Here is a 26,124-nt window from a genome sequence, read left to right as displayed (position 1 = left end):
GAGCTGTTCGGGGTGTTGCCGATAAGGAGTATTACCGAGCCTGCCAAGCGACGCGTGAACATTGGTCGGTTGAAAATAATCTACACTGGAAGCTCGATGTTGGGTTGGGTGAAGATGCTTGCCAAATCACACGAGGCTATGCCGACCAAAACCTGGCAACGATGAGAAAAATGGTGTTAAAGCTCTTAGAAAAAGAGACCAGTTCCACGCATGGGATTGCCAGGAAACGTATGCAGGCTGCTCTTTCCACAAGGTATTTAAGAAAAGTGGTCGGTTTTTAAACTTTGATGAAGGCGCCCTGTTAACGCTGAAAGAACCATACCCCGGTAATGAAATTTCGCCTCAAATGAGGTATTTTTATCATGGACTTCCAAAACCGTTAAGAGACTGCATATGGCTACCTGTTTTGATGTTGCAAGCTATATAATTGAAAAACTAGGCTCTCTGCCAGCAATGAAACTACAAAAACTGGTGTATTATAGTCAGGCATGGGCACTCGTCTGGGATGATGAACCACTCTTTAAAGAACCCATTCAAGCATGGATTAATGGACCTATTGTGCCAGAATTATATCGAGTACATCGTGGGCTTTTCAAAATAAGCCACTTAAAAATTGGAGATTCTAGTAACTTAAGTTATAACCAAAAAGATACCATTAATCACATACTCGATTATTATGGCGATAAAAACTCTCAATGGTTAAGCGATCTAACTCACCTTGAAATTCCTTGGCAAGAAGCACGCAAAGGTCTTTCCTCCTATAAAAGAGGTCGTAAACAAATTACTCACGCTAGCATGGCTGAATACTATAGCTCCATCTCATCTATCGAGGAACTCAATGAGCAAGAAAAGGCCTAAAAAAATTTTCCAACAAAAAACTCCTTTCTCACGTAAACAACTAACTATCGCCTCTCAAAAAAGAGAAGCAATTGAAAGCACCTTAGAAAATTTTCCTGTTTGGCAGTTTTCTATTTTAGATTTTATTCATAAAAAGTGGGGTTGGAAAAATTTTAAAGGCCAATCTTTGTGCCGAGCCGTTTTAAAGAAATTAACGAGCTATGAGTCAATGACTTGGCAAGAAATTTTTAATAACAAAAGAAGAAATCACTCGGTTCCAATTGCTTCCCTCACACCAGAAGCACAAAAATGTATTAGAGAGCTTAAACTAGACGATGTGGATGAACTATATCGATTACGCCTTAGTGGAAAGGAGCGAATATGGGGAATTTTGGAAGGCTATGTTTTTAAAATTATTTGGTGGGAACCAGAGCACACTGTTTGCCCATCGTTTAAAAAGCATACATAACAAACGAGGAAAATTCACATGCCTGAAACTTTTCTCATGTGTGAACCTAAGTACTTTGATGTCGACTATGTGATAAATCCTTGGATGAAAGGACAAGTGCACAAAATTGATCACGCCCTCGCAAAAGAACAGTGGCAAAATTTTTATAAAAACTTACAACAAGTTGCCACCGTTGAACTCATCAAGCCCGAACCCAACATGCCAGATTTGGTTTTCACTGCAAATGCGGGGTTGATTTTAAATAAACAGGTTATCTTATCGCACTTTCGACCTCCTGAACGCAGACCTGAAGAGTCTGTTTTTAAACGCTGGTTTGAAGAACAGGGTTACAGCGTTTCTAGCCTTCCTGATGACATTTACTTTGAAGGCCATGGCGATGCACTATTTCACAGTAACAAAAAACTGTTGTGGTCAGGTTATGGAATCCGCACTGAACCAAAAGCGTTGGACGCTCTTAAAAAACAAATATCCATTCCCCTTATTCCTCTCGAATTGATCGATGAAAAATTTTATCATCTCGATACATGCCTGTGCCCTTTATTGGATAATTTTTTGATCTACTACCCCCCCGCCTTTAGCAAAGAATCCAACCAATTGATCGAGGCCACAGTGCCAAAACAAAACCGCATTGCTATCGGCGAGGAGGATGCTGCTCACTTTGCCTGCAATCTGGTACTCGCTAGAACAAACAAAATCCCTGGAAAAAAAGGTGTTCTCTTCGTGAACGCTATCACGAGCAAGCTCCAAGCACAGTTGGAGGCGCTAGGCTATCAGGTTCAGATTCAACCAGTTACGGAGTTTCGAAAAGCCGGTGGCGGCAATCAGTGTTTAACGTTAAAATTAGCCCACAAATAAGTGAGCAGCAAAATAAATGGAAACTTTAGATATCAAACTGCCTAAAACATATAAACGTGTCATTCAACTCGAATTGAATGAGATCTCGAAAAACATCGTCGATCGTTTAATTCAGCACGGGAAACTCCACCATTTTAAAAAAATAAATGAACAGTGGTCCTATTACAAAACAACAAGCGAACAGCAATACGAGCATTTAGAACCCTGGATTCAATGGACCACCGCCCACACCGGCAAATCATTTTCAGAGCACGGTATTTTTCGCCTAAGTGATGCCATTCACTTAAAACACCCACAAATTTGGGAAACACTAAGCAATCACAATATTGAGTCTTGTATTGTTGGCAGCATGAATGCCGTACGCGGCAATGCCAATGGTGGCTTTTTCTTTCCTGATCCCTGGTCTAAAGACGGCATTACTTATCCAAGCAACATTCAACCTTTATGGGATTTAATCAGCAAAAAAGTGCAAGCACACGCGACATCCGGCATCAGAATCAATGACCTCATGGCAGGTTTTCGCATTTGCCGCCAATTTAATTTACCACTGAATCTGTATACCACAATTGCTACGCAACTCATTTCGCAGAAAATTGATGCCAAGACGAGGTGGAAACTACCCGGGATTTTCGATCTATTCTTATTCGAAATATTTAAGCATTTATTACAAACGCAGCGTTACCAATATTACACGCTGTTTCTTAATTCAGTGGCACATTATCAACATCACTATTGGCGTAATTTTCAAACTGAATTATTTAATCCCATGATAGTCTCCCCCGATTGTAAATTGACCCACGATCCCGTGACTTATGGTTTTGAAATTTACGACAAAATCGTCGGGCATTTACTTGAATACGCCAACGACCCAGAGACGCTGGTTATTATTGCCTCTGGATTATCTCAAGAACCCTTTTTACAAAAAGAAGATCAAGGCGGCATGAATTATTATCGTTTATATAATCATGAGACTTTGATGAAAAAACTTGGGCTGAACAATTATCGGGTATTACCCATGATGAGCCGCGATTGGCAAGTTGAAGCGAAAACCCAAGAGCAACTCGATCATGCGAAAAACGTATTAACCAGCTTACATGTGAATGACGAACCTGTTTTTAAGGTCGTCCAAAATACTCCAACTTCGCTATTCATCGAAACGGCCCTTACACGGGGATTGAGCGATGATGCGGTTATCAAAGATCAACACAGCAATAGCATTGGACCTTTCAACCATCATTTCCATAAAATCGCGGTGAAATCCGGCCACCACATTGGCGATGGCTCAATGTGGCTATCAGCTCCCATTGAAAATCAGAGCGCTGCTGAAATCCCACTAACAAGTTTATATCCACTAACGCTAAGCGCATTTGGTGAGGCTTAAGGAATTTTATAAGCGACCTACCGTAACAGAGTGCTACACGCTTGAGATTTTTCGCTCTCGCTCGAAATGACCTCATTTTTTTCTATCCCCGGTAATGGTTTTGAGCACGGAAACGATCGCCGACCTCAGGGCAAGCAAGGGATGTCATTTTTTTACAAACAGTTGTATCCCTTGCGCCCGGGGAGGTGGTCGTTTTCGCGCGCAGTTGGCTGAAGCAAGCGAAGCGACGCGGAAGCTTGTTTGAGCACGGAAACGATCGCCGACCTCAGGGCAAGCAAGGGATACTCCTTAATTTTCGCCTCAGATTGGCCAAAGATGAATGTTCGTTGCTACAAGGTAAATAACTCTAGGAGACTGGGTTATTGATATAATGGATGACCCCGGTCAAAAACATCTGCACAGCAATCGTCGTTAAAATCAACCCCATCAATCGCTCGACCGCTGTTAACCCACGCTGACCCAACACCTTCATCAGATAACGTGAACACAACATAATTGCGACAAATATAATCGAAGCGATTACCACGGCTGAAAAAACCAACCATACATGTTCAGGATTGCGCGTTACAAACACCATCACGATGGCAATCGCCGAAGGACCTGCGGTCAACGGCACTGCAAGCGGCACAATTAATGGTTCTTCAACATGCTCTTCTTTGCCAAAAGCCTGGGCAGCACCTGGAAATATCATACGAATTGCAATGATAAATAAAATAATTCCACCCGCAATATTTAAAGCAGGGGTTGTGATATGCAACCCAAGCAAAATGTAATGACCAAAGAAAACAAACAGAACTAAAATTAAAAACGCGATGGCGGATTCCCGAAGAATAATGCGCGTTTGTCTTTTTGGATCATATTTTTTTAAGATAGAAAAAAAGACAGGGATATTACCCAATGGATCCATGACTAAAAATAAAGTAATAACAGCTACGTAAAGTGACATTCTATTACTCCAATTTCCTTCACTATAAACTAAATTCATGCACAGCTTCAACCATCACCGCTACGTTATCGGGTGGTGTTGCTTTATCGATACCATGACCCAAATTAAAAACATGACCCGGATGCTGGCCGTAAGCTTCCATAATTTCTTTCACTGCCGCGCGAATTTCTTTGGGATTGGCAAACAAAACCGCGGGATCCAAATTACCTTGTATGGCAACCCGATCACCCACGCGTTTGCGCGCGTCTGCAATATCGACCGTCCAATCTAAACTCACCGCATCACACCCACTCTTTGCAATTGCTTCCAACCATTGGCCACCACTTTTAGTAAAGAAAACGAGCGGAATTTTATTGCCTTTAAATTCTCGCTGTAATCCATTCGCAATTTGAGTCATGTAGTGCAATGAAAATTCTTGATAGGTGCTTGAAGTTAACAAACCACCCCATGTATCAAACAGCATGATCGCCTCTGCACCTGCTCTGATTTGTGCATTTAAATAATCAATCGTTTGTGCAGTGAGCTTGGTTAAAAGTGAGTGCATCACTGCTGGTTCACGATATAACATGCTTCTTGGGGCATTAAATGTTTTGCTGCCACGCCCTTCAACCAAATAACAGGCCAAAGTCCAAGGGCTTCCAGCAAATCCAATTAACGGCACTTTGCCATTAAGCTCCTGACGAACTAATTTAATCGCTTCCATCACATACGAAAGCGACTCTTCGACGTCTGGCGTTGTCAGTTTTTCAACATCGCGCAGAGAACGAATAGGCTGATGAACGATGGGTCCAAGATTCGGCGCAATCTCTAGATCAACTCCCATCGCTGCTGGAACCGTTAAAATATCACTAAAAATTATGGCTGCGTCTAAATTAAATCGTGCCAAGGGCTGCAACGTTGCTTCACAAGCCAGCTCTGGTGTTTTGCAGAAAGTCATAAAGTCAGGAACTTTCGATCTGAGTTGGCGATATTCAGGTAAATATCGTCCGGCCTGACGCATTAACCACACTGGCGTGTGATCGACAGGTTGACGCAATAGCGCGCGAAGGAGTTGATCGTTTTTCATCATGAGTATGGATTCTACTAGATTTTACATGCTCGGCAACCCACTTCTAGCATTGGTTAATATATGCTACAATTTTTGCAGACCGCATGAAGAATATTCAAACAAATCAAAGGCATATTCCTATGAAAAAAATACTCATTGCTCTTGCCCTGACATCGGTTACTTGTGTAAACATCGCCTATGCAAAGACCATCGTTTGTCCCACAGCCAAGCAAGCCAATAAACTTTTCAAGGATTGCAAAATATCTGTAGGTGAGGAAAGTTGCGGTGCTAAGTTTCAAGGAACAGAGATCGTACTCAATAGCCCAGTCGAAGGTCTTTACGGTGGCAAGCATGTTTTCAAAGGTTTTGCACAATTCAAAGGCGTTGTCATCTTGTCCCATCACTTCGTTTGTAAGTATAGTCAAAAGCGTGATTCTGAAAAAATGGCTTGGGTTATCGGCAGCCGTCATGCTTTACCTAAAAATTGTCATTTAACCCATTCAAGACCCATAATCGGCATTCCAATGTGTCGCAGCGCCAACCCGAGAAATTGCAAGATCGTTTGCTCATAATCATGTACCCTCGGGATGCGGAGCGTCATCACTATCAAATAGCATTTCAACTGCGGCAGAGAGATTGGTGTTACTGTTTTGCGGGCGTAAGTACCCTGGACGTACTTAGCAGCGAAGGACGGCGATTCCCGAAAAACAGTAACGCCAACCTCGTGAGCCAAGCAATTGAAATCCAGAAACTATGTGTCCCTGGATGTGGAACGACGTCTAACGGAACAATGAAAATCAACGCTTCAAAACGTCTTTCAAAAACTGGCCAGTATAAGACGAGGGATGCTTGGCTACTGTCTCTGGTGTGCCAGTTACCACGATGGTGCCGCCTTCATCACCACCTTCTGGACCTAAATCAATAATCCAATCGGCAACTTTAATCACATCTAAATTATGCTCGATAACAACAATGGTATTGCCATTATCGCGCAACCGCAGTAACACAGTTAACAGTTGCAAAATATCATGAAAATGCAATCCAGTAGTTGGTTCGTCCAACAAATAAAGTGTGCGGCCGGTATCACGTTTTGATAATTCACGTGATAACTTGACGCGCTGCGCTTCACCACCCGATAAAGTTGTCGCACTTTGACCTAGCGTAATATAAGACAAACCCACATCAATCAATGTTTGTAATTTACGCGCAATCACCGGAACAGGATCAAAAAACGAACGCGCTTCTTCGACAGTCATTTGCAACACATCGTGAATCGTTTTGCCTTTATAATGAACTTCCAAAGTTTCGCGGTTATAACGCTTCCCTTGGCACACATCACAAATCACATAAATATCTGCCAAGAAATGCATTTCAACTTTAATCACGCCATCGCCTTCACACGCCTCACAACGACCACCTTTGACGTTGAAACTAAATCTACCAGGACGATAACCACGTGCACGCGATTCCGGCGTTTCTGAAAATAACTCACGAATGGGTGTGAAAATACCTGTGTAAGTTGCAGGGTTTGAACGTGGCGTGCGACCGATGGGACTTTGATCGATATCAACGACTTTATCAAAATTTTCTAGACCATCAATAGATTTAAATGAGCCTCTTCGTTGTTGCGATGCACCATTTAACTGATGCGCCACAACAGGATAAAGCGTGTCATTAATCAGACTGGATTTTCCAGAACCCGAGACACCCGTCACACAGGTCATTAAACCAATTGGAATATCAACATCAACATTTTTCAAATTATTGCAACGCACACCTTTCAACGATATGGACTGACGACACGTATTTTGTATGCGTTTTTTGGGAACTGGAATGGATTTTTTACCTGACAAGTATTGTCCCGTCAGTGAGGCTGGGTTTTTCATAATCGCTTCGGGCGTACCTTCAGCCACTATTTCTCCACCATGCACACCAGCACCGGGGCCAATATCAATAACGTGATTCGCTTCACGAATCGCTTCTTCATCGTGCTCAACTACAATGACCGTATTACCCAAATCACGCAAATGGGTGAGCGTGTCGAGCAAACGTTTATTGTCGCGTTGATGTAACCCAATGGAAGGCTCGTCCAAGATATACATCACGCCAACCAATCCCGAACCGATTTGGCTCGCCAAACGAATACGTTGCGCCTCACCCCCGGATAACGTTTCTGCACTGCGCGCTAAGTTTAAATAATTCAAACCAACGTTCACCAAAAAACCCAAGCGAGCATTGACTTCTTTTAAAATTTTATGCGCAATCTTGCCGCGCTTCCCTGTTAATTTTAATTGTTGAAAGAATGCTTGCGCTTGTCCGATAGACATCGCCGTAATTTCAGGCAAATTCTTATCATCGATAAACACATTACGCGCTTCAACACGCAGCCGCGTGCCTTGACATTCCTCACACGCACTCACCGTTAAATATTTCACTAATTCTTCGCGAACCGCGTTCGATTCCGTTTCTTCATAACGGCGTTCCATGTTGGGAATCACTCCCTCAAACGGATGCGTGCGACGCACGCGTTTACCATTATGCCCGGCGTAATGAAACACAATATTTTCATCGCCACTGCCATATAAAATAATGTCTCTAATTTTTTTCGATAATCGCGAAAAAGGCTTGTCGAGGTCAAAATCATAATGTTTTGCCAGCGATGAGAGCATCTGAAAATAATACAGCGTGCGCCGATCCCAACCACGAATCGCACCTTCAGCTAAACTCATTTTTTCATCGTGGACAACTTTTTCAGGATCAAAATATTGCTGCACACCTAAACCATCACAAATGGGACAAGCGCCCTTTGGATTATTAAATGAAAATAGTCGTGGCTCCAACTCTTCCAAACTGTAACCGCAATCAGGGCAAGCATATTTTGCTGAAAATAACCGCTCTGCAAATGTGTCTTTTTCCATAGGCGCAATGCTCGCGATGCCATGACTTAATCGCAACGCTGTTTCAAAAGATTCTGCGAGCCGTTGCTGAATATCGGGGCGCACTTTCACACGATCGACAACCACTTCAATCGTGTGTTTTTTCCGCAATGTTAATTTAGGGGCGTCATCTAATTCATATAATTTTCCATCGATGCGCGCACGAATAAAACCTTGCCCGCGCAATTGATCAATCAACTCAACATGCTCACCTTTACGTTCGCGAATGACAGGGGCTAATACCATAACCGCAGTCCCCTCGGGTAACGCCAACACGTTATCTACCATTTGGCTAACACTTTGTGCCTGTAAATCGTGATGATGATATGGGCATCTCGGCTGGCCAACGCGCGCATACATCAAACGCAGATAATCGTAAATCTCGGTGATGGTGCCGACCGTCGAGCGCGGATTGTGTGATGTCGCTTTTTGTTCGATGGCGATAGCAGGTGATAAACCCTCAATCGTATCGACCTCCGGCTTTTCCATCATCGATAAGAATTGGCGCGCGTATGCCGACAACGACTCGACGTAGCGACGCTGCCCCTCGGCATACAATGTATCGAAGGCTAACGATGATTTACCGGAACCTGAAATGCCTGTGATCACAGTCAATTGATCACGCGGCAAATCGAGATCGATATTTTTAAGGTTGTGGGTCCGAACCCCACGCAGGCTTATTTTGCTCATTCTCAGGGACGCTGGTTAATCGCCTAGTCTCTCATATTTGTAGGATGCCTGACAACCAACCCATAAACTCACCCCTAATCCCTAATTTATGGTATCTTTACGCTTCTCAACAAAAGAGTACGCCACATATTTAAAGACAAAGTTCGAGACACCCAAATGCGCACGAAAGAAAGAACCGCCGTTAGCTCCCTTGCAGCCATCATGGCCTTCCGAATGCTAGGGTTATTCATGATTCTCCCCGTATTCTCACTGTATGCGGGCAAAATACCGTATGCCACCCCCTTCTTGATTGGTTTTGCGCTCGGTATCTATGGGCTCACTCAGGCGTGTCTGCAAATGCCCTTTGGCATGCTCTCAGATCGATTTGGCCGAAAACGAATCATTGCCATTGGCCTCACCCTTTTTGCGATCGGCAGCATCGTCGCTGGTTTTTCACATTCGATTTACGGCATCATTCTGGGTCGGGCATTACAAGGTGCTGGTGCCATCGGGAGCACCACATTGGCTATGGTCGCCGACCTAACGCGCGATGAAGATCGCAGCAAAGCCATGGCCATGATCGGCATGGCGATCGGGCTGTCATTTTCAATCGCGATGATCCTCGGACCCGCGATTAACGCGTGGTTTCATTTAGACGGTATATTCTGGACAACAGCAATTTTGGCCAGCGTTGGATTGCTTTTGCTTTTCACCTTGGTTCCAACACCGCCTCAAATGACACAGCACCCACAAGTAGAACCTAACCCGACAAGCTTCAAGACAGTTCTCAACAACAAGCAGTTATTGCGCCTGGATTTCGGCATCTTTGCTTTGCACAGCATGCTGACTGCCATGTTTCTTGCCATTCCCATCATGCTCACCCACATAGCAAAATTAAGCGAACATGCACAAGTCATGCTTTATTTAATTGTCTTAGCGTTTGCGTTTATCGCAACAATTCCATTAATTATCATTGCTGAGAAGAAACGTAAAATGAAGCCGCTTTTTGTGGGTGCCATTGGAACGCTTGTGATTGCGCAGTTTTTATTGATCGCGTTTCACCGCTCGGCAATCGACATCGGGATTACTTTGTTATTGTTTTTTGCCGCTTTTACGCTATTGGAAGCGAGCCTACCCTCACTCGTGTCGAAAATTTCGCCCATTCGCAAAAAAGGAACGGCAATGGGTATTTATTCTACCTCACAATTTCTCGGCATCTTTGTAGGTGGCAGTCTCGGAGGATTAATATTCAATGACTTTAATCTCATCGGAATCTTCATTTTCTGCGCTCTATTAGGCATTGCCTGGTTTATTGCCGCAATTACCATGGCGCAGCCACCCTACCTCTCAACGCTCATCGTTAAATTAGACGAAACAAACTCTTCCAATCTCAACTCACTACGCGACTATTTACACCATATTAACGGCGTTAACGATGTTGCGATCATGCCAAATGAAAGACTTATATATCTTAAAGTCGACAAAAAAATTATTCACGAAGACGAATTGCGAAAATTAGTCAGAGAGAGTAACCTAGCTTGAAGAATTAGCTTATGTTAATTCAAAAATATTGGAAAGAAGCTGAGAACTAGGAGAATGTAATGGCAAGAGGTGTGAATAAAGTTATCTTAATCGGCAACTTAGGCAATGATCCTGAAGTACGCTATACCCCCAACGGAAACGCAGTTGCTAACGTCACTCTAGCAACAAGCACCACATGGCGAGATAAACAAACCGGTGAATTACAAGAACGAACAGAATGGCATCGAATCGCATTCTTTAATCGATTAGCCGAGATTGTTGGCGAATATTTACACAAAGGATCAAAAGTTTACGTCGAAGGCAGTTTGCGCACACGTAAATGGCAAGACAAAAACGGTGTCGATCGCTACACAACCGAAGTCATTGCAAATGAAATGCATATGCTAGATAGCCGGGGTGCTAGCACCCAAGGCGGAGAATCTGTCAAGCAACACACAGATCAGCAACCATCATCAATGTCTAAATCTAATTTTGATGCGCCTGCTGATTACGACGACGATATTCCTTTTTAGCTATAAAACCACATGAAAAAGACAACGCAGCTGCGTCAATTATTGAAATTTGGAAAAACAATTATTGCACCGGGTGTATTCGATGGTTTATCCGCACGCTTGGTGCAACGCGCTAAATTTGAAGCGGTTTATGCGAGCGGCGGTGCGATTTCCCGCAGCTCAGGCTATCCTGATTTAGGATTACTAAGCTTTACCGAGGTCATTGATCGACTCTCACAAATTGTCAACGTTGTAACGCTTCCGGTGATAGCAGATGCAGACAACGGGTACGGCAACGCACTAAACGTGCATCGCACCGTAAAACAATTCGAACGCATCGGCGTTGCTGCTCTGCATTTAGAAGATCAGCAAGTTCCAAAGCGCTGCGGCCATCTCGACGATAAAAAACTAATTACCACTGAAGAAATGGTGCAAAAAATTCATGCGGCTCGCGATGCATTAACTGATCCTGATTTCGTTATTATTGCACGCACCGATGCGATTGCGGTTGAAGGTTTTGAGCAAGCCATTGCGCGTGCAAAGGCTTATTTAAAGGCAGGTGCAGATGTTATTTTTGTTGAAGCGCCACAATCAGTCGAACAAATTGAAGCGATCGCAAAAGAAATTCCACAACCCAAGCTCATTAACATGTTTTATGGCGGAAAAACGCCGCTGGTTCCAATGGACCGTCTTCAACAATTAGGCTACCAAATCGTGATTATTCCTTCCGATCTCCAGCGTGCAGCCATTCACGCCATGCAGAAAACGCTCGAGGTTATCCATCGCGATGGCGATAGCAAAGCCATTGCCGATCAACTCGTGACTTTTAACGAACGTGAAGAGATTATCGGCACGAAAGATTATTTGGCGCTGGATTCCAAAATCAGTCGATCAGAATAAAACCAAACTCGGTTGCGTGTTTCTATCGATTTAACCATGGTTCAATTTAGATTTTTAACTTTTGAAACTCATCCTTTTCGAATGAATAAGCAGACAGCTCTCCGTCTTTAATATCAAAAAACCACAAATGAATAATCAGCTCATTTTTTTCGACACGATCTTTAATCCAGGGAAAACTCAAACAATTTTGATAGGATTGAGTCAGTGCACGCTTAGCAAATTCATCGATGTTGTGAGTATTGCCCTCAACATCGATGAGCGATACCCAGTTACTAATAAAATCATTGGGATTTAGGTTTTCTGATTTTAATAATGCCTCGATACCACCACATTGGCTGTGACCTAAAACAATAAGATGTTTTACGTTCAAATAGCAGATGCCAAATTCAAGTGCCGCACTGGTGCCATGATGTGCCTGATCCAATTCATAAGGCGGAATGATATTCGCCACATTACGCACGATGAACATATCACCCGGATCGGACTGCAAAATAACGGATGGATCAACTCGCGACGCAACACGCAACCACCATGATTTCAGGTTGTTGGCCGTGATAGGCGAGCTGTTTCATCAAAGATTCATTGCCTGTTGCGTAAATCTTACGAAACTCCGTGTACCCTTTTATTAGTTTTTTGAATGATTTTTCCATGAATCAACACTCTATTTTTGTTAATCCCGGCTTGAGCGGAATATTAATGGGTGTTTTAGCCTCCGTCGCTAATGGATGCGAGAAATGCCAAAACTCTTTGTAATAAGGCTCAAAATCAAATTCTTGCATCGCTTGGAGCAATACTTGCCGATGCTGAAATGCTTCTCTACCAATTTTTTCTGCTATCGCGGTAATGTGCGAGCGCTCATCCATAAAATCAAAACAAGCCCCCATGTCTAATGGCTTGCCATTGATGGCATCTATCAACACCAAATCCACCGTATTCCCATAACAGTGCCTAGAATCTTCCGATAAATAACCCATCTCAAACAGTTGTGATTTTTCAAGATGCGGATAATGTTTTATTTTTTGATCTAATTCATGTTGATCCGCAGGTGGCTGCTTGATCCACCGCATAAAATCGATCACAGCACGGTGAGGGCGGTATGCATCATAGATAAGCAAGCTATAATTATATTGGTCATATAAATAATTTTGCACATCACACAAATACGTCGCCGCCTTTTCAGTTAAAAAACCAACGTCAGTCACTTTTTCGTCATACCCATCGATCACACGCCCCACAAAATTATCGTCCGTGGCATATTTTAATTCGCAACGAATGGGTGTTTTGCAGAGCTTCTTACTTAATGTGACAACATCGATTAAAACGGCCATTTATTCCTCAGGAATCGAAGGGATGTTCACATTAACGTCGACATCTTGATTATAATCGACACCATTAAGACCAAAACCAAATAGCCTGTAAAAATCGCTGCGATAACCTTGGACATCTGAAATTTTTTCTAAATTTTCACTACTCACTTGTTGCCAAAGTTGTGCCACCTCATTTTGAACGTCATCACGCATTTCCCAATCATCGATGCGAATGCGGCCATTGCCATCAACAGGCGCGTCATTGTGATATAAATGATCCACAAATAAGCGCCACATTTGCTCTATGCAACCTTCATGTAAATTTTTCGTTTTCATAATTTTATACAGTAAAGAAACGTATAATGGCACGACGGGAATCGCGGCACTCGCTTGAGTCACCAGGGCTTTATTGACAGAAATCAATGCGTGGCCACCAACTGCTTTTTGCAGTTTTTTATCGAGCGTCGATGCCGTTTTTTCTAAATGTTCTTTTGCTTTGCCAATCGTACCGTTGCGATAAATTGGGTGTGTAATTTCAGGGCCAATATAAGTAAAGGCCACGCTTGTGGCATTGTTTGCTAATAGTTTTTCTTTTAACAAGGCATCGATCCACATTTCCCAGTCTTCACCACCCATTACCACTTCGGTCGCTTTAATTTCTGCTTCTGTTGCAGGTTCGATTGTGATATCCGTCACCGCCCCGGTCATGACGTCAACGGTTTTATTTTGATACGGCTTACCGATCGGTTTTAATACGGAATTAAATATTTCTCCCGATTTTGGATCTTGCCGGCGCGGTGAGGCGATACTGTAAATAACCAAATCGATATCACCACCCCAATCTTCTTTAATCGTTTTCAAAACTTCTGCTTTCATTTCATTTGAAAACGCATCGCCATTAAAACTCTTGGCATAAAGCCCTGCTTCGTTAGCAGCACGCTCAAACGCTGCAGTGCTGTACCAACCCGCCGAAGCCGTGCGCTTACCGCTCGCTGGCTTTTCAAAGAAGACACCGATCGTCTCAGCACCCGCACCAAAGGCGGCTGCGATGCGGCTTGCTAGACCAAATCCCGTGGATGATCCAATGATTAAAACCCTTTTCGGGCCATTTTTGATTGGTGAGTGTTTTTTAACGTAATCTATCCATTGAGTGACGTGTTTAGCGCAACCCTGCGGATGGGCTGTCGTGCAAATAAATCCTCGGACCTTAGGCTGTACAATCATTGATCTCTCCAAATCTGACTCGGGTCCCTATTATAACGTCATTGCGCCGGTTTAGTTAGTATTTACTCGGTTGGTTTTGAGAGTTCAGACAAGCTGCGCTTTGTCATGCGCATGCCAAATAACAGCAACACCACCGTTAAAAAACCGGTAATGGCCATGGTGGTAAATGCCATCGCAAACCGCAACTGTGTTGCAGCAAATACGCCAGCAATACCAAAAATAATTTGCCCACAGAATGCACCACCCAAATGCCCAACACCATCGGTGATGGCTACACACGTTTGTCGAATTCGTGTCGGGAAATTTTCACCCGTATAGATATACATGATGGGAATGATCATGGCGATGCTGGTCGCTGCTACAAAACCACCAATCATGATAAGCGGCGCGATCGGAAACCATCCGACCACCAATAACGCGACAGTCCATACAAACGCGATACCAGCACACAACCATTTTCGCTCAATTCGATCCGATAATAATGTGACAAACAAAGATCCAAACACAAAGCCCAACGATGATATCGCCACAAACGCAATACTCGTCGCTAATTTAAATCCATGGTGATAAAACAAACTGGTTGCGAGCGTCAACCAGCCATAGTTGCCGATATAATAAATAAACCAAATCGCAGCAAACAGTATCACGCGATGAAGCAACGGCTTTTTAAATGCCGCTGCAATACTGGATTCGACAACGAATGGATAATCGGATATTGGCCCAGGTGGCGCAAGCTCAGTACCCAATGTGTGGCGCGCAAAGTCTTCAGCTTTGCTGATAATAGCGTCTGCTTCATCCAATCGTTCATGAAGAAACAACCACCGTGGCGAGTCCGGCAAGTATTTACGCATGAAAAATATCACGACACCGCCAGCTCCACCGAGAAGAAATAATAAACGCCACCCCCATGTAAATGTGGGAATAAAATAGAGTGCGACAAAGGGAATAATCGCAAACCCAAACATACCAAATGCGATCGCCAAACTCGTCGCCTTGCCCCTCACGGCACTCGGCGATAATTCTTCCATATAAGTAATCACGGCTGCAATTTCAGCGCCAATGCCCATGCCCGAAATAAAGCGCCAAATGATAACCCAGGCTAAATCCGGGCTAACTGCCGTGAGAATCGATCCGATCATGAACGCACCGATCGAAACATAAAGGCTTAAATGCCGCCCAAATTTATCGGAAATGCGGCTATTAATAAAAGAGCCAATGATATAACCAATCAAGCCGCTCGTGATCGCCCACGTGGCAGCATGCAGTGAAACACCAAAGGCTTTTTCAATGCTCGGCAACGACAAGCCAATCGTTAAAATGTCGTAAAATGAAAAGAAAAAACCGATGCCAACCGTTAGCATCACGTGTTTGGGATAGGGCCAGATGGGAATGCGATCCAGCCGTGCGATAATTTCGCGGCCGCGTTTGATTGCGTTGGGGTCCATCTCAGAGTTCATAACCTATCCTTGTCATTGTAGATTATAATGTTCAATCCCGTGGACTTCTAGCAATGAGGGAATGGAATTTAATGGCGAATTCGATGATGACGTGAGTCAAAGAAAACAAACTTCGCGAGAAATCTCAAACGTGTAACACCTTGCGAGGGTGAGACTGTTTGGGATAACGGCGAAGAATTTAACCTAACTACACGACTGGAGCTGAAGCTACAGACTCTGAGGCTGATGCGTCTTCCATAACAACATCACCATCCTGATCCCTAAGAGTACCATCCGGATTTCTAGTGTCAGCGTTATTCCGGGGCTGCCATCCTGTGTGTGCTTCCACCTATGCATGTCAGTTAAGCCTCGAGATATCGAACCAGTAGAAGGCAGCCGCGCCATAACATTTGGTCGCGCAAACATCCCTGCCTGTACAAGAGGGGCTGTCGTTGGCTGCGTATTTGTAGTATCTTCTACATCCATCGGCACAGACTGATCTTGATTTTCCATATTATCCCCTTTATTGCGAAAATTTATTGACTAAGAACAAGTTGATTTTCAGTACCTTCGTCATCAGAATGTTCGTCATCAGCTTCATCACCAGAATCGTGATCGGGTAGAAGGCTCACAAAAAAGCTTAGATTTATATTATTCCCAAAACTATTTAAGCTAGGTGGCCGCCTATCTAAGTAAGGTAAATCCCCTAATACTTTTTCAGCATCGCTTGAGCTTTCTTCAGGTTTGACTTCTTCATCTTCTGAAGTACTCCAACTAGCCGGTTTTTTTCCCGATGGCATATAATGAGTTCCTTAATTATCTGTTTCGAAGATTGACTTTATGATACTGATATTAAAATAATCTTAATCCATGAAAAAATATAACTAATTGATTTTTATAAAATAATAATCTTTCTGGGTGGATGAAGACTCCGGTGTAATTTATCGTTATAATAATTACCTAAATTTCACAAGGGATCGTTCATGAAATTTATCATCACTACCATAGGAACGGCTGGCGATGTGTATCCTTTCATTGGCATAGCACAGGAATTGCAGCAACGCGGCCATACCGTTTATTTTCTCAGCGCAGAAACATATCGCCACAATGTCGAGAAACACGGGATTTATTTTCATGCTGTTTTGTCAAAAGAACAGAACATCAGCGCCCTAGAAGACCCCCAGGTTAACCGGTTGCTCACTAACATCACCGCTTTTAGCCGCAATTTTATTATTCCAACGTTGAAGCCTGCATATGATTTTATTGAAAAGCAATATGAAAAACAGAACACGATTTTAATCAGCCATGTGATGTTTATTAGTTCGCGCATTGCGCATGAGAAGTTAGGCATTCCCCTTGTCACCATACATTTGGCTCCGATCGGCATGCTTTCTATTCATCATCCATTACGCTATCCAGGCGTTACTTTTCCGCCAACATTACCGCATTGGATGAAGTCGAGTCTTTTTTATTTGTTTTTAATTTTTTTAGATCGCATGTTGTTACTCCCAGATATTAATGCTTTTCGTCGCTCGTTAGGTCTTAGCCCTGTGAAACATGTTTTTAAAACGTGGATTCATTCGCCTACAAAAATTATTGCTCTATTCCCAAAATGGTTTGGTTTCCAACCCGAAGATTGGCCCAAACAATTAGAGGTAACAAACTTTCCACTCTATAACCCAAACGGAATTACAGAAATTCCGAGCGGATTGCGTGAATTTTTAGATCGACCCCATAAAACCATTATTTTTACTGCGGGCACCGGTGTGAGATACGCCCACAATTTTTTTAAAGAATCCATGATGGCTTGCGAAAAATTAGGCTGCCAAGGGATTTTGTTGACGCGGCATAAAGAACAAATCCCAGAGTCACTGCCAGAATTTATGTATCATTTAGATTATTTGCCATTAAATACATTATTAAATCATGTATCTGCCATCGTGCATTTTGGTGGGATTGGCACGGCGGCACAAGCCTTAGCGCACGGCGTCCCACAGTTAGTTGTGCCCAACATCGGCGATCAATTTGATAATGCGCTGCGCCTACGCCAGTGTGGAGTCGCTCTTGAATTACGACAATATCAGTATAAATTTGATCGTATCGTTGAAAAACTGAATGAGCTGTTAAACTCCAATCTTATTCATTTAAATTGCCGCAAGTATGCAGCCCTAATGAAACAACATCAAGGCATTCAGCAAGCTTGTAATATAGTGGAAAAGATGCCCGAGCTAGAAGCAGACGAGCATCCTGAATTTTGTTACGTGTAGATAAAAGATGATGTTACTCGTCGGAAGCTTCCGCCGCTTCACGATCAACGAGTTCGACAATAGCCATCGGTGCGTTATCACCCGCACGGAACCCGCATTTTAATATGCGCAGATAACCACCGGGTCGACTTTTATGACGCGGTGCAATTTCTTTAAAGAGTTTTGCAACAGCAGCATCATCTCGCAGACGTGCAAATGCCAATCGGCGATTAGCAACACTATCATTTTTTGCCAATGTAATTAATGGCTCAACAACACGCCGCAATTCTTTTGCTTTGGGCAATGTTGTTTTAATGAGTTCGTGTTGTAATAAGGATACAGACATGTTTTTAAACATCGCCTTGCGATGACTAGAAGTACGACTTAAGTGTCTGCCTGATTTTCTATGATGCATTTCTATTTCTCCCATCGCAGGCTTGCTGCGAGTACCTTATTTTTATCTGTCTTGCAAATCTGCTGGAGGCCATTGGTCTATCACCATGCCCAAGCTTAAACCACGTTGTGCTAAGACACCTTTAATTTCCGTTAATGATTTTTTACCTAAGTTTGGCGTTTTCAACAAATCTGTTTCAGAGCGTTGAACAAGATCGCCAATGTAATAAATGTTCTCTGCTTTAAGACAATTAGCCGCGCGAACTGTCAGCTCAAGATCATCCACCGGTCGAAGCAATAATGGATCTATTCGCTCTTCTTTCGAGGATGATTCCCTACGTTCTTCGTGCTGTAATTCCACGAAAGCCGCTAATTGATGCTGTAAAATCGTAGCGGAGCGTCGAATAGCTTCTTCTGGATTTAAGGTTCCATTAGTTTCTAAGTCGATAATGAGTTTGTCTAAGTCTGTGCGTTTTTCAACACGTGCATTTTCAACTTGATAGGTAACGCGTTTTACTGGACTAAAAGAAGCATCCAACAATAACGAACCTACTGAACGCGATTCTTCGACAGCAGCTCTTGTGCTAGCAGGCTCATAACCACGTCCCAAAGCTATTTTCAGTGTCATGTTGATTTCACCATCTTTGGTGAGATGTGCTAACACATGTTCAGGATTAACGATTTCTACGCCGTGATCTGCTTGAATATCTGCGGCTGTTACCGGACCCGCGCCTTTTTTATTCAAAGTTAATGTTGCTTGATCACGACCTTCGAGCCTGATCGCAACACCTTTTAGATTGAGTAAAATATCAACGACATCTTCACGGACACCTTCAATCGAACTGTATTCATGTAAAACACCATCAATAGTCGCTTCAACAATAGCCGCACCTGGCATTGAGGAAAGCAAAATCCGTCGCAATGCATTACCTAAGGTGTGTCCAAAACCACGCTCGAGTGGTTCTAAGGTAATTCTAAAGTGGTTAGGGGTGACCACTTGAACCTGTATATTTTTAGGTGTTAAAAACGATTTATAAATATCTTGCATACATATACCCCTTATTTAGAATACAATTCGACAACGAGATTGATCTTGAACTCTGCTGGAAGCTCTGTTACATCAGGCTCACCTTTAAAAGTTCCAGACATTTTCTTCGTATCTACAGCTATCCATGACATTTGCCCACGTTGTTGCGCTAAATCTAGCGCCGCCTTAATTCGCAATTGGCCTTTTGCTTTACTGCGAATTTCAACAACATCGTTAGAGCTCACTTGATAGGATGGAATATTGACAACTTCCCCATTGATTAATACGGCTTTATGGCTGACAAGCTGTCTTGCTTCGGCACGTGTTGCCGCAAAACCCATTCGATAAACTACGTTATCCAGACGAGATTCAAGCAACTTTAAAAGATTATCACCTGTCGAACCTTTTAATCGATCGGCTTGTTGATAATATTTACGAAACTGTCTTTCTAAAACATCATAGTACCGTCGAATTAGTTGTTTCATTCGCAACTGAACACCGTAGTCAGTCGTACGACCACGACGCTGCCAATGTTGTCCAGGAATGCGTTCGAGATTGCATTTCGTATCGATCGCTCGAATACCACTCTTTAGTTGTAGATCAGTCTTCTCGCGTCGAGATAATCGACATTTTGGACCTAAGTATCTTGCCATTTTTTTTAAAACCTCATCTTTTAAACTCGACGTTTCTTTCGTGGACGACAACCGTTATGCGGCAGTGGAGTTATATCTTCAAGTCTGAAGATCTCTAAACCGCCTGTTCGCAATCCACGAATCGCAGAATCACGGCCAGCACCCGGACCTTTTGCTTTGACTGCAACGCGTCTTAAGCCAAAGTGCTCTTTTACCATTCTCGCCAACTCTTCAGAAGCAAGCTGGGCGCCATAAGGGGTCCCCTTACGTGAGCCTTTGAACCCTGAACCGCCGGCTGATTTAAAAGCCAGCACATTGCCTTGAGGATCAGAAATACTGATCTTTGTATTGTTGAAGGTCGCTTGAATGTGAGCAATACCTTCAGTGACTTTTCTATGTCGTTTCTTTGCCATAAGTGAGCCTTTTACCTAACTTAACTTCGAATCGGTTTACGTTTACCTTTGCGTGTACGAGCATTAGTCTTTGTTCGCTGCCCACGTACGGGTAACCCTTTTCTATGACGAATACCTGTATAGCAGCCTAAGTCCATCTTACGTTTGATGTCCATAGAACGCTCCCGTCGCAGGTCCCCTTCTACAGTGTGTTTAGCAACCTCATTACGCAGTGCCTCTAAATCGGCATCTGAAAGGTCACCAACCTTCATAGCTGGATTCACACCAGCCGACTGACAGATACGCACAGCAAGCGTACCTCCTATGCCGTATATAGATTGCAAGGCAATTCTTGCATGCTTATTGTCTGGTATGTTGACTCCCGCTATACGAGCAACCATAAAATTCGCTCCAACCTGTTAATATTTCTACAAAAAAGTGGTTTAGAATACCCTTCGTCTCTTTAAAAATCAAGGGCCTCTAACCTTTTAATCCTTAATCCCCAGTCCTAATCCCTATTTCTGCCGCTGTTTATGGCGAGCATCTTTACAGATGACCCGTACCACTCGTTTGCGGCGAATCACCTTACAATGCCGACAAATTCTTTTTACTGAAGCTCTTACTTTCATTGTACTTCCCCATTTAACGAATCAAGCCAATTTTTGACCCTTTGGCGCCTGATTTCTTCATTAGCGACTCATATTGATGACTCATCAAATGAGCTTGCACTTGCGACATAAAGTCCATGATCACCACAACGACGATCAATAACGAAGTCCCCCCAAAATAGAAAGGAACATTCCATGCCAAAATCAAAAACTGCGGCAGCAATGCTACTAATGCCAAGTAAACAGAACCCACTAACGTTAAACGAAACATGACTTTGTCAACGTATTGGGCTGTTTGCTCTCCAGGACGTATACCTGGAATAAATGCCCCGGATTTTTTTAAGTTGTCCGCTGTTTCTTTCGGGCTAAACACCAACGCCGTATAAAAGAAACTAAAAAATATAACAGTGATCGCAAAAATCACAATATACGCAGGTTGTCCGTAAGACAAGGCTAACGACACGGTATTTAACCAACCCAATCCCTTCACGGATGCCATAAATTTGGCAACAGCACCAGGAAATAAAATAATACTCTGCGCAAAGATCACAGGAATCACACCTGCCATATTTATTTTTAACGGAAGATGACTGCTTTGCGCTGCATATAACTTCCGACCCTGTTGACGTTTTGCATAGTTGATCGTAATGCGTCGTTGTGCACGCTCAAAAAATACAACAACCAACGTCACGATCACAATAACGGCAATCAAAAACAATAGAGTCAGCACAGACATTTGCCCTTGGCGCACTTGCGTAAATATCTGACCTATTGCCGATGGAAAGCGTGAGACGATACTCGCAAAAATGATTAATGATATACCATTCCCAACACCCCGCTCCGTCATTTGTTCACCGAGCCACATGAGGAACATCGTTCCTGTTACCAATGTGACAACCGATGTAAAATAAAATCCAAAATCAGGATTTAGCGCTATACCGCTGCTTACCAACCATTTTGTCATAAAAACGGATTGCAGCACCGACAAAATTACAGTTCCATAGCGCGTATACTGATTTATTTTACGCTTACCTGCTTCACCTTCTTTTTGCAATTGCTTCATTTTCGGTGAAATCTGTCCGTACATTTGAATAATGATCGACGATGAAATGTACGGCATCACACCTAATGCAAAAATCGTCATCCGGCTTAAAGCGCCACCGGAAAACATATTAAACATGCCCAAAAATCCAGAAGCATGTTGTTGAAATAAAAGAGCAAGCTTTGATGGATCTAAACCCGGCACTGGTACATAAGCGCCCAATCGGTATACAATGATACCAATAAGCACAAACAGTAAGCGTTTTTTTAATTCGCCTAGTCCGCCTCCTGTTAGTGATGCGCCCAGTTTCGATTTTGCCATCTTACTCTTCTACCTTGCCACCCGCCGCTTCAACTGCTGCTTTAGCACCTTTCGTTAGTTTTAATCCACGAACAGTGACTGGTTTTTTTAATTCTCCAGAAACAAATATTTTCACTTGTTTGACTTGGCGATTAATAATGTTAGCTGCTACTAATGCTGCCATATCAATCACCTTTGCATCAACCGTATTTAATTCATGTAATCGAACTTCGGCACGGGTCAACGCTTTCCTTGAGTTAAAACCAAACTTAGGTATTCTGCGTTGCAGTGGCATTTGTCCGCCTTCAAACCCAGTTTTGTGATAACCACCCGCACGCGAGTGCTGGCCTTTATGGCCTCGACCACACGTTTTGCCTAAACCTGAACCGATACCACGACCGACTCGCGTTTTTGCTTTTTTAGCGCCAGCTTGCGGCTTTAACGTATTTAATTGCATTGTCATTTTTTAATTCTCTTATTCTTCGCGTATTACTCTTGCACCGATATTCTATCGCAAACGAAATACTCTCAGAAAATAAAAATCCCGAAAGGATTTTTATTTTTCCTCAACTTCAAGTAAGTAGGAGACTTTATTAATCATGCCGCGATTGCAAGATGTGTCTTCCACTTCTACCGTTTGATGTATTTTTCGTAGGCCCAAACCTTCCACACAAGCGCGATGACCAGGTTTACGACCAAACTTGCTTTTGATTAATTTTACTCTTACTGTCTTTTTTGCCATGACGTCTTCAACCTACAATTTCTTCAACCGTCTTGCCACGCTTTGCAGCCATGGATTCCAGTGTTTCCATTTCTTGCAACCCTTTAAATGTCGCTCGTACGACATTAATGGGGTTAGATGAACCAATACATTTTGATAAAATGTTTTCAATTCCCATGACTTCAAATATGGCGCGCATTGCACTACCTGCAATCACACCAGTACCTTCAGAGGCTGGCAACATTAACACAGTACTCGATGCATGTCGCGCTTTAATCGCGTGATACAACGTCGTGCCTTTCAAGTTCACTTGGATCATGTTACGACGTGCGTTTTCTGTCGCTTTCTGTATAGCAGCAGGCACTTCTTTTGCTTTACCTAAGCCATAGCCCACCTTGCCATCACCATTACCGGCGACAACGAGAGCAGAAAAACCAAAGACACGGCCGCCTTTAACCACTTTCGCCGTGCGTCTTACTGCGACTAATTTTTCTAGTATACCATCGGTTGTAGTATCAGAACCTGCACTTTGCATAAAAATATTACCCCATTAAAAATCAAGGCCTGCTTCGCGCGCAGCCTCTGCCAACGCACTCACTCGACCATGATATTGATAGCCAGCGCGATCAAAGGCGACTTTTTTAATACCGGCTTTTGATCCACGCTCTGCAATTAATTGACCTACCATCGCTGCAGCTCCTTTATTGCCGCAGTGCTTGTGTTTATCTCGCACAATTTTTTCTAGCGATGAAGCAGATGCCAATACTTTTGAACCGCACGGCGAAATTAATTGCGCATAAATATTATTAAGTGAACGGTGCACAGAAAGACGCACAACACCTAATTGTTTTATTTTTGCTCGAGCTTTTCTAGCTCGGCGAATTCGTTTTTTTTGCTTATCCATTATTTCTTCTTAGCCTCTTTACGAACAATATGCTCATCTTTATATCGAATACCTTTGCCTTTGTAAGGCTCAGGTGGTCTTACCGCGCGAATATTCGCTGCTATTTGACAAACTTTTTGTTTGTTGGGTCCCTTTAAAACAATTTCCGTAGCACTTGGTGTTTCAACAGTTATATCATCTGGCATAGTGATGTTAACGGGATGCGATAATCCTACCGTTAAGTTCAATGTTTTTCCTTGCGCTTTCGCACGATAACCCACGCCCACCATGACTAACTCACGCTGAAATCCTTCGGAAACGCCGTGCACCATATTACTAACTAAAGCACGACTCGTACCTGCTAATGCGTTGGACTCTTGGTCACCATTAGCCGGATTAAACTGTAATACGTTATCCGTTTGCGTTACTTTTACAACAGCAGGAACTTGTTGAGATAATTGACCCAACTTGCCTTTCACTATAATTTCTTGTCCAACCAACTTCACTTCTACGCTAGTTGGTATTTCAATCGGATTTTTTGCAACACGACTTACCATGACTAACTCCTAGCTCACGTAACACAATATTTCGCCACCTTCTCCAAGACGACGAGCTTCACGATCCGACATCACACCCTTTGAAGTCGAAACAATCACAATACCTAAACCGTTTTTCACAGTGGGTAATTCATTCTTATTTTCATAAACAGGCAATCCAGGTCGACTGCGACGCTCTAATTCGGAAATAACCGGTTTACCATCATAGTATTTAAGCGTAATCATCATTTCTGGTTTTTCTGCATCTTTGACTTCTTGATAGTCAACAATAAAACCTTCGTTTTTTAATACTCTAGCTATACTCATTTTGAGTTTAGAGCGAGGCATTTTTACTTCTTTTTTTGCGACTGCCTGCGCATTTTGAATGCGAACCAGCATGTCAGCGATTGGATCTTGCATACTCATAATTTAATTCACCTCACCAACTTGCCTTTTTCAAACCAGGCACATCACCACGCATAGCCGCTTCACGCAAGTGAATACGACACAAACCAAATTTTCTTAGCGTACCACACGGTCTGCCACAGAGCCGGCAACGCTTACGCACACGACAAGGGCTTTCATTACGATCTGATTTTTGCAATTTTAAGACAGCAGCTTCCTGCTCATCCGGATTGCCTTTTCTTATCACTGATTTGAATTGCATACGTTTCACGCGAGCAGACTGCGATTTGTGCAATCTTTTTTTATTTCGCTGAACAACGCTTGTTTTAGCCATAATGTATCTGCCTCACTCTTTCGATTCTTTGAACGGAAAACCAAAGGCTCGCAGTAGTGCTTCACCTTCTTTGTCTGTTTTCGCCGTTGTGGTTATAGTAATGTCCAAACCACGAATCGCATCAATTTTATCATAATCAATTTCCGGAAATACGATTTGCTCCCGAATGCCCAAACTGAAATTGCCACGCCCATCAAATGATTTAGAGCTAATACCACGAAAGTCACGAATACGCGGCATAGCAATTGAAATCAGTCGTTGCAAAAATTCATACATGCGATCTTTACGCAACGTCACCTTACAGCCAATTGGCCAACCAGCACGGATCTTGAAACCCGCTTCCGATTTTCGAGCCAACGTTGTGATTGGCTTCTGTCCTGAAATTTTAGCAAGATCATCGGTTGCGTTTGTGATAATTTTTTTATCAGCAACAGCTTCGCCCAACCCCATATTCAGTGTGATTTTAGACACACGCGGAACTTCCATAACGGATTTATAACCGAATTCTTTTTGTAATGTCGGCACAACCGTTTTTTTATAGTGTTTTTGTAATTCGACCATTGT

At 43.0% G+C, this 26,124-nt stretch carries 33 protein-coding genes and 1 pseudogene; 10 read left to right on the top strand and 24 right to left on the bottom strand.

Annotated features, from left to right (window positions below; all coding sequences use genetic code 11):
• Positions 1-26: 26 nt before the first annotated feature.
• The 5 genes and pseudogenes from ACJMKR_RS01505 to ACJMKR_RS01485 all read left to right on the top strand — a co-directional run.
• Positions 27-281 (top strand): annotated as a pseudogene (locus tag ACJMKR_RS01505) (ISAs1-like element ISCbu1 family transposase); the annotation flags it as partial.
• 112 nt (positions 282-393) lie between these two features.
• On the top strand, positions 394-858 hold the full coding sequence (locus tag ACJMKR_RS01500) for a Panacea domain-containing protein (RefSeq protein WP_423063480.1): 465 nt from the start codon (positions 394-396) through the stop codon (positions 856-858).
• A complete protein-coding gene (locus ACJMKR_RS01495; protein WP_423063479.1) occupies positions 839-1,306 on the top strand; it encodes a hypothetical protein in 468 nt (155 codons plus the stop codon). The genes ACJMKR_RS01500 and ACJMKR_RS01495 overlap by 20 nt, the downstream gene beginning before the upstream one ends.
• A gap of 18 nt (positions 1,307-1,324) precedes the next feature.
• Entirely contained in the window at positions 1,325-2,161 is an 837-nt protein-coding gene (locus ACJMKR_RS01490; protein ID WP_423063478.1) for a dimethylarginine dimethylaminohydrolase family protein, read from the top strand.
• A 16-nt stretch (positions 2,162-2,177) separates the two neighbouring features.
• Positions 2,178-3,542, top strand: coding sequence for a hypothetical protein (locus ACJMKR_RS01485; RefSeq protein WP_423063477.1), 1,365 nt, complete (start codon positions 2,178-2,180; stop codon positions 3,540-3,542).
• 346 nt (positions 3,543-3,888) lie between these two features.
• Here ACJMKR_RS01485 and ACJMKR_RS01480 read toward each other — a convergent pair whose 3' ends face one another.
• Together ACJMKR_RS01480 and hemE are read right to left on the bottom strand one after the other, a co-directional pair.
• Entirely contained in the window at positions 3,889-4,527 is a 639-nt protein-coding gene (locus ACJMKR_RS01480; protein WP_423063476.1) for a MarC family protein, read from the bottom strand.
• Positions 4,511-5,563 carry a uroporphyrinogen decarboxylase gene (gene hemE / locus ACJMKR_RS01475; protein WP_423064268.1) on the bottom strand — a complete coding sequence of 351 codons (1,053 nt, stop codon included), beginning with the start codon at positions 5,561-5,563 and terminating at the stop codon, positions 4,511-4,513. Before hemE ends, ACJMKR_RS01480 begins: the two co-directional genes overlap by 17 nt.
• A 113-nt stretch (positions 5,564-5,676) precedes the next feature.
• On the opposite strand from hemE, the gene ACJMKR_RS01470 reads away from it, so the two are divergent.
• Complete coding sequence (locus tag ACJMKR_RS01470; RefSeq protein ID WP_423063475.1) at positions 5,677-6,108, top strand: hypothetical protein; 432 nt, start codon at positions 5,677-5,679, stop codon at positions 6,106-6,108.
• A 225-nt stretch (positions 6,109-6,333) separates the two neighbouring features.
• Here ACJMKR_RS01470 and uvrA read toward each other — a convergent pair whose 3' ends face one another.
• Positions 6,334-9,162 (bottom strand): excinuclease ABC subunit UvrA, encoded by a 2,829-nt coding sequence (gene uvrA / locus ACJMKR_RS01465; RefSeq protein ID WP_423063474.1) that lies wholly within the window; start codon positions 9,160-9,162, stop codon positions 6,334-6,336.
• A 156-nt stretch (positions 9,163-9,318) separates the two neighbouring features.
• On the opposite strand from uvrA, the gene ACJMKR_RS01460 reads away from it, so the two are divergent.
• From ACJMKR_RS01460 to ACJMKR_RS01450, 3 genes are read left to right on the top strand one after another with little or no spacing between them, the layout of a single operon-like run.
• On the top strand, positions 9,319-10,683 hold the full coding sequence (locus ACJMKR_RS01460; protein WP_423063473.1) for an MFS transporter: 1,365 nt from the start codon (positions 9,319-9,321) through the stop codon (positions 10,681-10,683).
• Positions 10,684-10,742: 59 nt separating this feature from the next.
• Complete coding sequence (gene ssb, locus ACJMKR_RS01455; RefSeq protein ID WP_423063472.1) at positions 10,743-11,195, top strand: single-stranded DNA-binding protein; 453 nt, start codon at positions 10,743-10,745, stop codon at positions 11,193-11,195.
• A gap of 12 nt (positions 11,196-11,207) precedes the next feature.
• A complete protein-coding gene (locus ACJMKR_RS01450) occupies positions 11,208-12,074 on the top strand; it encodes an isocitrate lyase/PEP mutase family protein (protein ID WP_423063471.1) in 867 nt (288 codons plus the stop codon).
• 46 nt (positions 12,075-12,120) lie between these two features.
• On the opposite strand, the gene ACJMKR_RS01445 is transcribed toward ACJMKR_RS01450, so the two are convergent.
• The 6 genes from ACJMKR_RS01445 to ACJMKR_RS01420 all read right to left on the bottom strand — a co-directional run bounded on the left by ACJMKR_RS01445 (position 12,121) and on the right by ACJMKR_RS01420 (position 16,841).
• A complete protein-coding gene (locus tag ACJMKR_RS01445; protein ID WP_423064267.1) occupies positions 12,121-12,543 on the bottom strand; it encodes a carbonic anhydrase in 423 nt (140 codons plus the stop codon).
• A gap of 34 nt (positions 12,544-12,577) precedes the next feature.
• The gene (locus ACJMKR_RS01440; RefSeq protein ID WP_423063470.1) at positions 12,578-12,724 is read right to left on the bottom strand and encodes a hypothetical protein; all 147 of its coding nucleotides are present in this window, start codon (positions 12,722-12,724) and stop codon (positions 12,578-12,580) included.
• A gap of 3 nt (positions 12,725-12,727) precedes the next feature.
• On the bottom strand, positions 12,728-13,402 hold the full coding sequence (locus tag ACJMKR_RS01435) for a M15 family metallopeptidase (protein WP_423063469.1): 675 nt from the start codon (positions 13,400-13,402) through the stop codon (positions 12,728-12,730).
• Positions 13,403-14,605, bottom strand: a complete 1,203-nt coding sequence (fabV, locus tag ACJMKR_RS01430) for an enoyl-ACP reductase FabV (protein ID WP_423063468.1) — start codon at positions 14,603-14,605, stop codon at positions 13,403-13,405.
• A 62-nt stretch (positions 14,606-14,667) separates the two neighbouring features.
• The gene (locus tag ACJMKR_RS01425) at positions 14,668-16,062 is read right to left on the bottom strand and encodes an MFS transporter (RefSeq protein WP_423063467.1); all 1,395 of its coding nucleotides are present in this window, start codon (positions 16,060-16,062) and stop codon (positions 14,668-14,670) included.
• A gap of 515 nt (positions 16,063-16,577) precedes the next feature.
• Positions 16,578-16,841: a hypothetical protein gene (locus ACJMKR_RS01420; protein WP_423063466.1), complete on the bottom strand. Its 264-nt coding sequence runs from the start codon at positions 16,839-16,841 to the stop codon at positions 16,578-16,580.
• A 183-nt stretch (positions 16,842-17,024) separates the two neighbouring features.
• Here ACJMKR_RS01420 and ACJMKR_RS01415 point away from each other — a divergent pair, with 183 nt between their 5' ends.
• Positions 17,025-18,308 (top strand): glycosyltransferase, encoded by a 1,284-nt coding sequence (locus tag ACJMKR_RS01415; RefSeq protein ID WP_423063465.1) that lies wholly within the window; start codon positions 17,025-17,027, stop codon positions 18,306-18,308.
• A gap of 13 nt (positions 18,309-18,321) precedes the next feature.
• On the opposite strand, the gene rplQ is transcribed toward ACJMKR_RS01415, so the two are convergent.
• The 15 genes from rplQ to rplE all read right to left on the bottom strand — a co-directional run bounded on the left by rplQ (position 18,322) and on the right by rplE (position 26,121).
• Complete coding sequence (gene rplQ / locus ACJMKR_RS01410) at positions 18,322-18,702, bottom strand: 50S ribosomal protein L17 (RefSeq protein WP_423063464.1); 381 nt, start codon at positions 18,700-18,702, stop codon at positions 18,322-18,324.
• 42 nt (positions 18,703-18,744) lie between these two features.
• A complete protein-coding gene (locus ACJMKR_RS01405) occupies positions 18,745-19,728 on the bottom strand; it encodes a DNA-directed RNA polymerase subunit alpha (RefSeq protein WP_423063463.1) in 984 nt (327 codons plus the stop codon).
• Between the two features lie 11 nt (positions 19,729-19,739).
• A complete protein-coding gene (gene rpsD / locus ACJMKR_RS01400; RefSeq protein ID WP_423063462.1) occupies positions 19,740-20,360 on the bottom strand; it encodes a 30S ribosomal protein S4 in 621 nt (206 codons plus the stop codon).
• Between the two features lie 20 nt (positions 20,361-20,380).
• Positions 20,381-20,752 (bottom strand): 30S ribosomal protein S11, encoded by a 372-nt coding sequence (gene rpsK / locus ACJMKR_RS01395; RefSeq protein WP_423063461.1) that lies wholly within the window; start codon positions 20,750-20,752, stop codon positions 20,381-20,383.
• 20 nt (positions 20,753-20,772) lie between these two features.
• Positions 20,773-21,132 (bottom strand): 30S ribosomal protein S13, encoded by a 360-nt coding sequence (gene rpsM, locus ACJMKR_RS01390; protein WP_423063460.1) that lies wholly within the window; start codon positions 21,130-21,132, stop codon positions 20,773-20,775.
• Positions 21,133-21,246: 114 nt separating this feature from the next.
• Positions 21,247-21,360, bottom strand: coding sequence for a 50S ribosomal protein L36 (gene rpmJ, locus ACJMKR_RS01385; protein ID WP_423063459.1), 114 nt, complete (start codon positions 21,358-21,360; stop codon positions 21,247-21,249).
• A 13-nt stretch (positions 21,361-21,373) separates the two neighbouring features.
• Positions 21,374-22,702, bottom strand: coding sequence for a preprotein translocase subunit SecY (secY, locus tag ACJMKR_RS01380; protein ID WP_423063458.1), 1,329 nt, complete (start codon positions 22,700-22,702; stop codon positions 21,374-21,376).
• Between the two features lies 1 nt (position 22,703).
• Positions 22,704-23,138: a 50S ribosomal protein L15 gene (gene rplO / locus ACJMKR_RS01375; RefSeq protein ID WP_423064266.1), complete on the bottom strand. Its 435-nt coding sequence runs from the start codon at positions 23,136-23,138 to the stop codon at positions 22,704-22,706.
• Positions 23,139-23,237: 99 nt separating this feature from the next.
• Positions 23,238-23,423: a 50S ribosomal protein L30 gene (rpmD, locus tag ACJMKR_RS01370; RefSeq protein ID WP_423063457.1), complete on the bottom strand. Its 186-nt coding sequence runs from the start codon at positions 23,421-23,423 to the stop codon at positions 23,238-23,240.
• Between the two features lie 7 nt (positions 23,424-23,430).
• Complete coding sequence (rpsE, locus tag ACJMKR_RS01365; RefSeq protein ID WP_423063456.1) at positions 23,431-23,937, bottom strand: 30S ribosomal protein S5; 507 nt, start codon at positions 23,935-23,937, stop codon at positions 23,431-23,433.
• Between the two features lie 15 nt (positions 23,938-23,952).
• Positions 23,953-24,306 carry a 50S ribosomal protein L18 gene (rplR, locus tag ACJMKR_RS01360; RefSeq protein ID WP_423063455.1) on the bottom strand — a complete coding sequence of 118 codons (354 nt, stop codon included), beginning with the start codon at positions 24,304-24,306 and terminating at the stop codon, positions 23,953-23,955.
• On the bottom strand, positions 24,306-24,842 hold the full coding sequence (rplF, locus tag ACJMKR_RS01355) for a 50S ribosomal protein L6 (RefSeq protein WP_423063454.1): 537 nt from the start codon (positions 24,840-24,842) through the stop codon (positions 24,306-24,308). Before rplF ends, rplR begins: the two co-directional genes overlap by 1 nt.
• 9 nt (positions 24,843-24,851) lie before the next feature.
• Positions 24,852-25,241, bottom strand: a complete 390-nt coding sequence (gene rpsH, locus ACJMKR_RS01350; protein WP_425475600.1) for a 30S ribosomal protein S8 — start codon at positions 25,239-25,241, stop codon at positions 24,852-24,854.
• Between the two features lie 19 nt (positions 25,242-25,260).
• Positions 25,261-25,560: a 30S ribosomal protein S14 gene (gene rpsN / locus ACJMKR_RS01345; protein ID WP_423063452.1), complete on the bottom strand. Its 300-nt coding sequence runs from the start codon at positions 25,558-25,560 to the stop codon at positions 25,261-25,263.
• Between the two features lie 12 nt (positions 25,561-25,572).
• A complete protein-coding gene (gene rplE / locus ACJMKR_RS01340) occupies positions 25,573-26,121 on the bottom strand; it encodes a 50S ribosomal protein L5 (protein WP_423063451.1) in 549 nt (182 codons plus the stop codon).
• Positions 26,122-26,124: the final 3 nt, after the last annotated feature.

The sequence above is a fragment of the Candidiatus Paracoxiella cheracis genome, assembly GCF_049348705.1.
Classification (GTDB): domain Bacteria; phylum Pseudomonadota; class Gammaproteobacteria; order Coxiellales; family Coxiellaceae; genus Paracoxiella; species Paracoxiella cheracis.
Note: the sequence above shows the minus strand (reverse complement) of the source record. Positions and strands in the feature narration are given on the sequence as shown.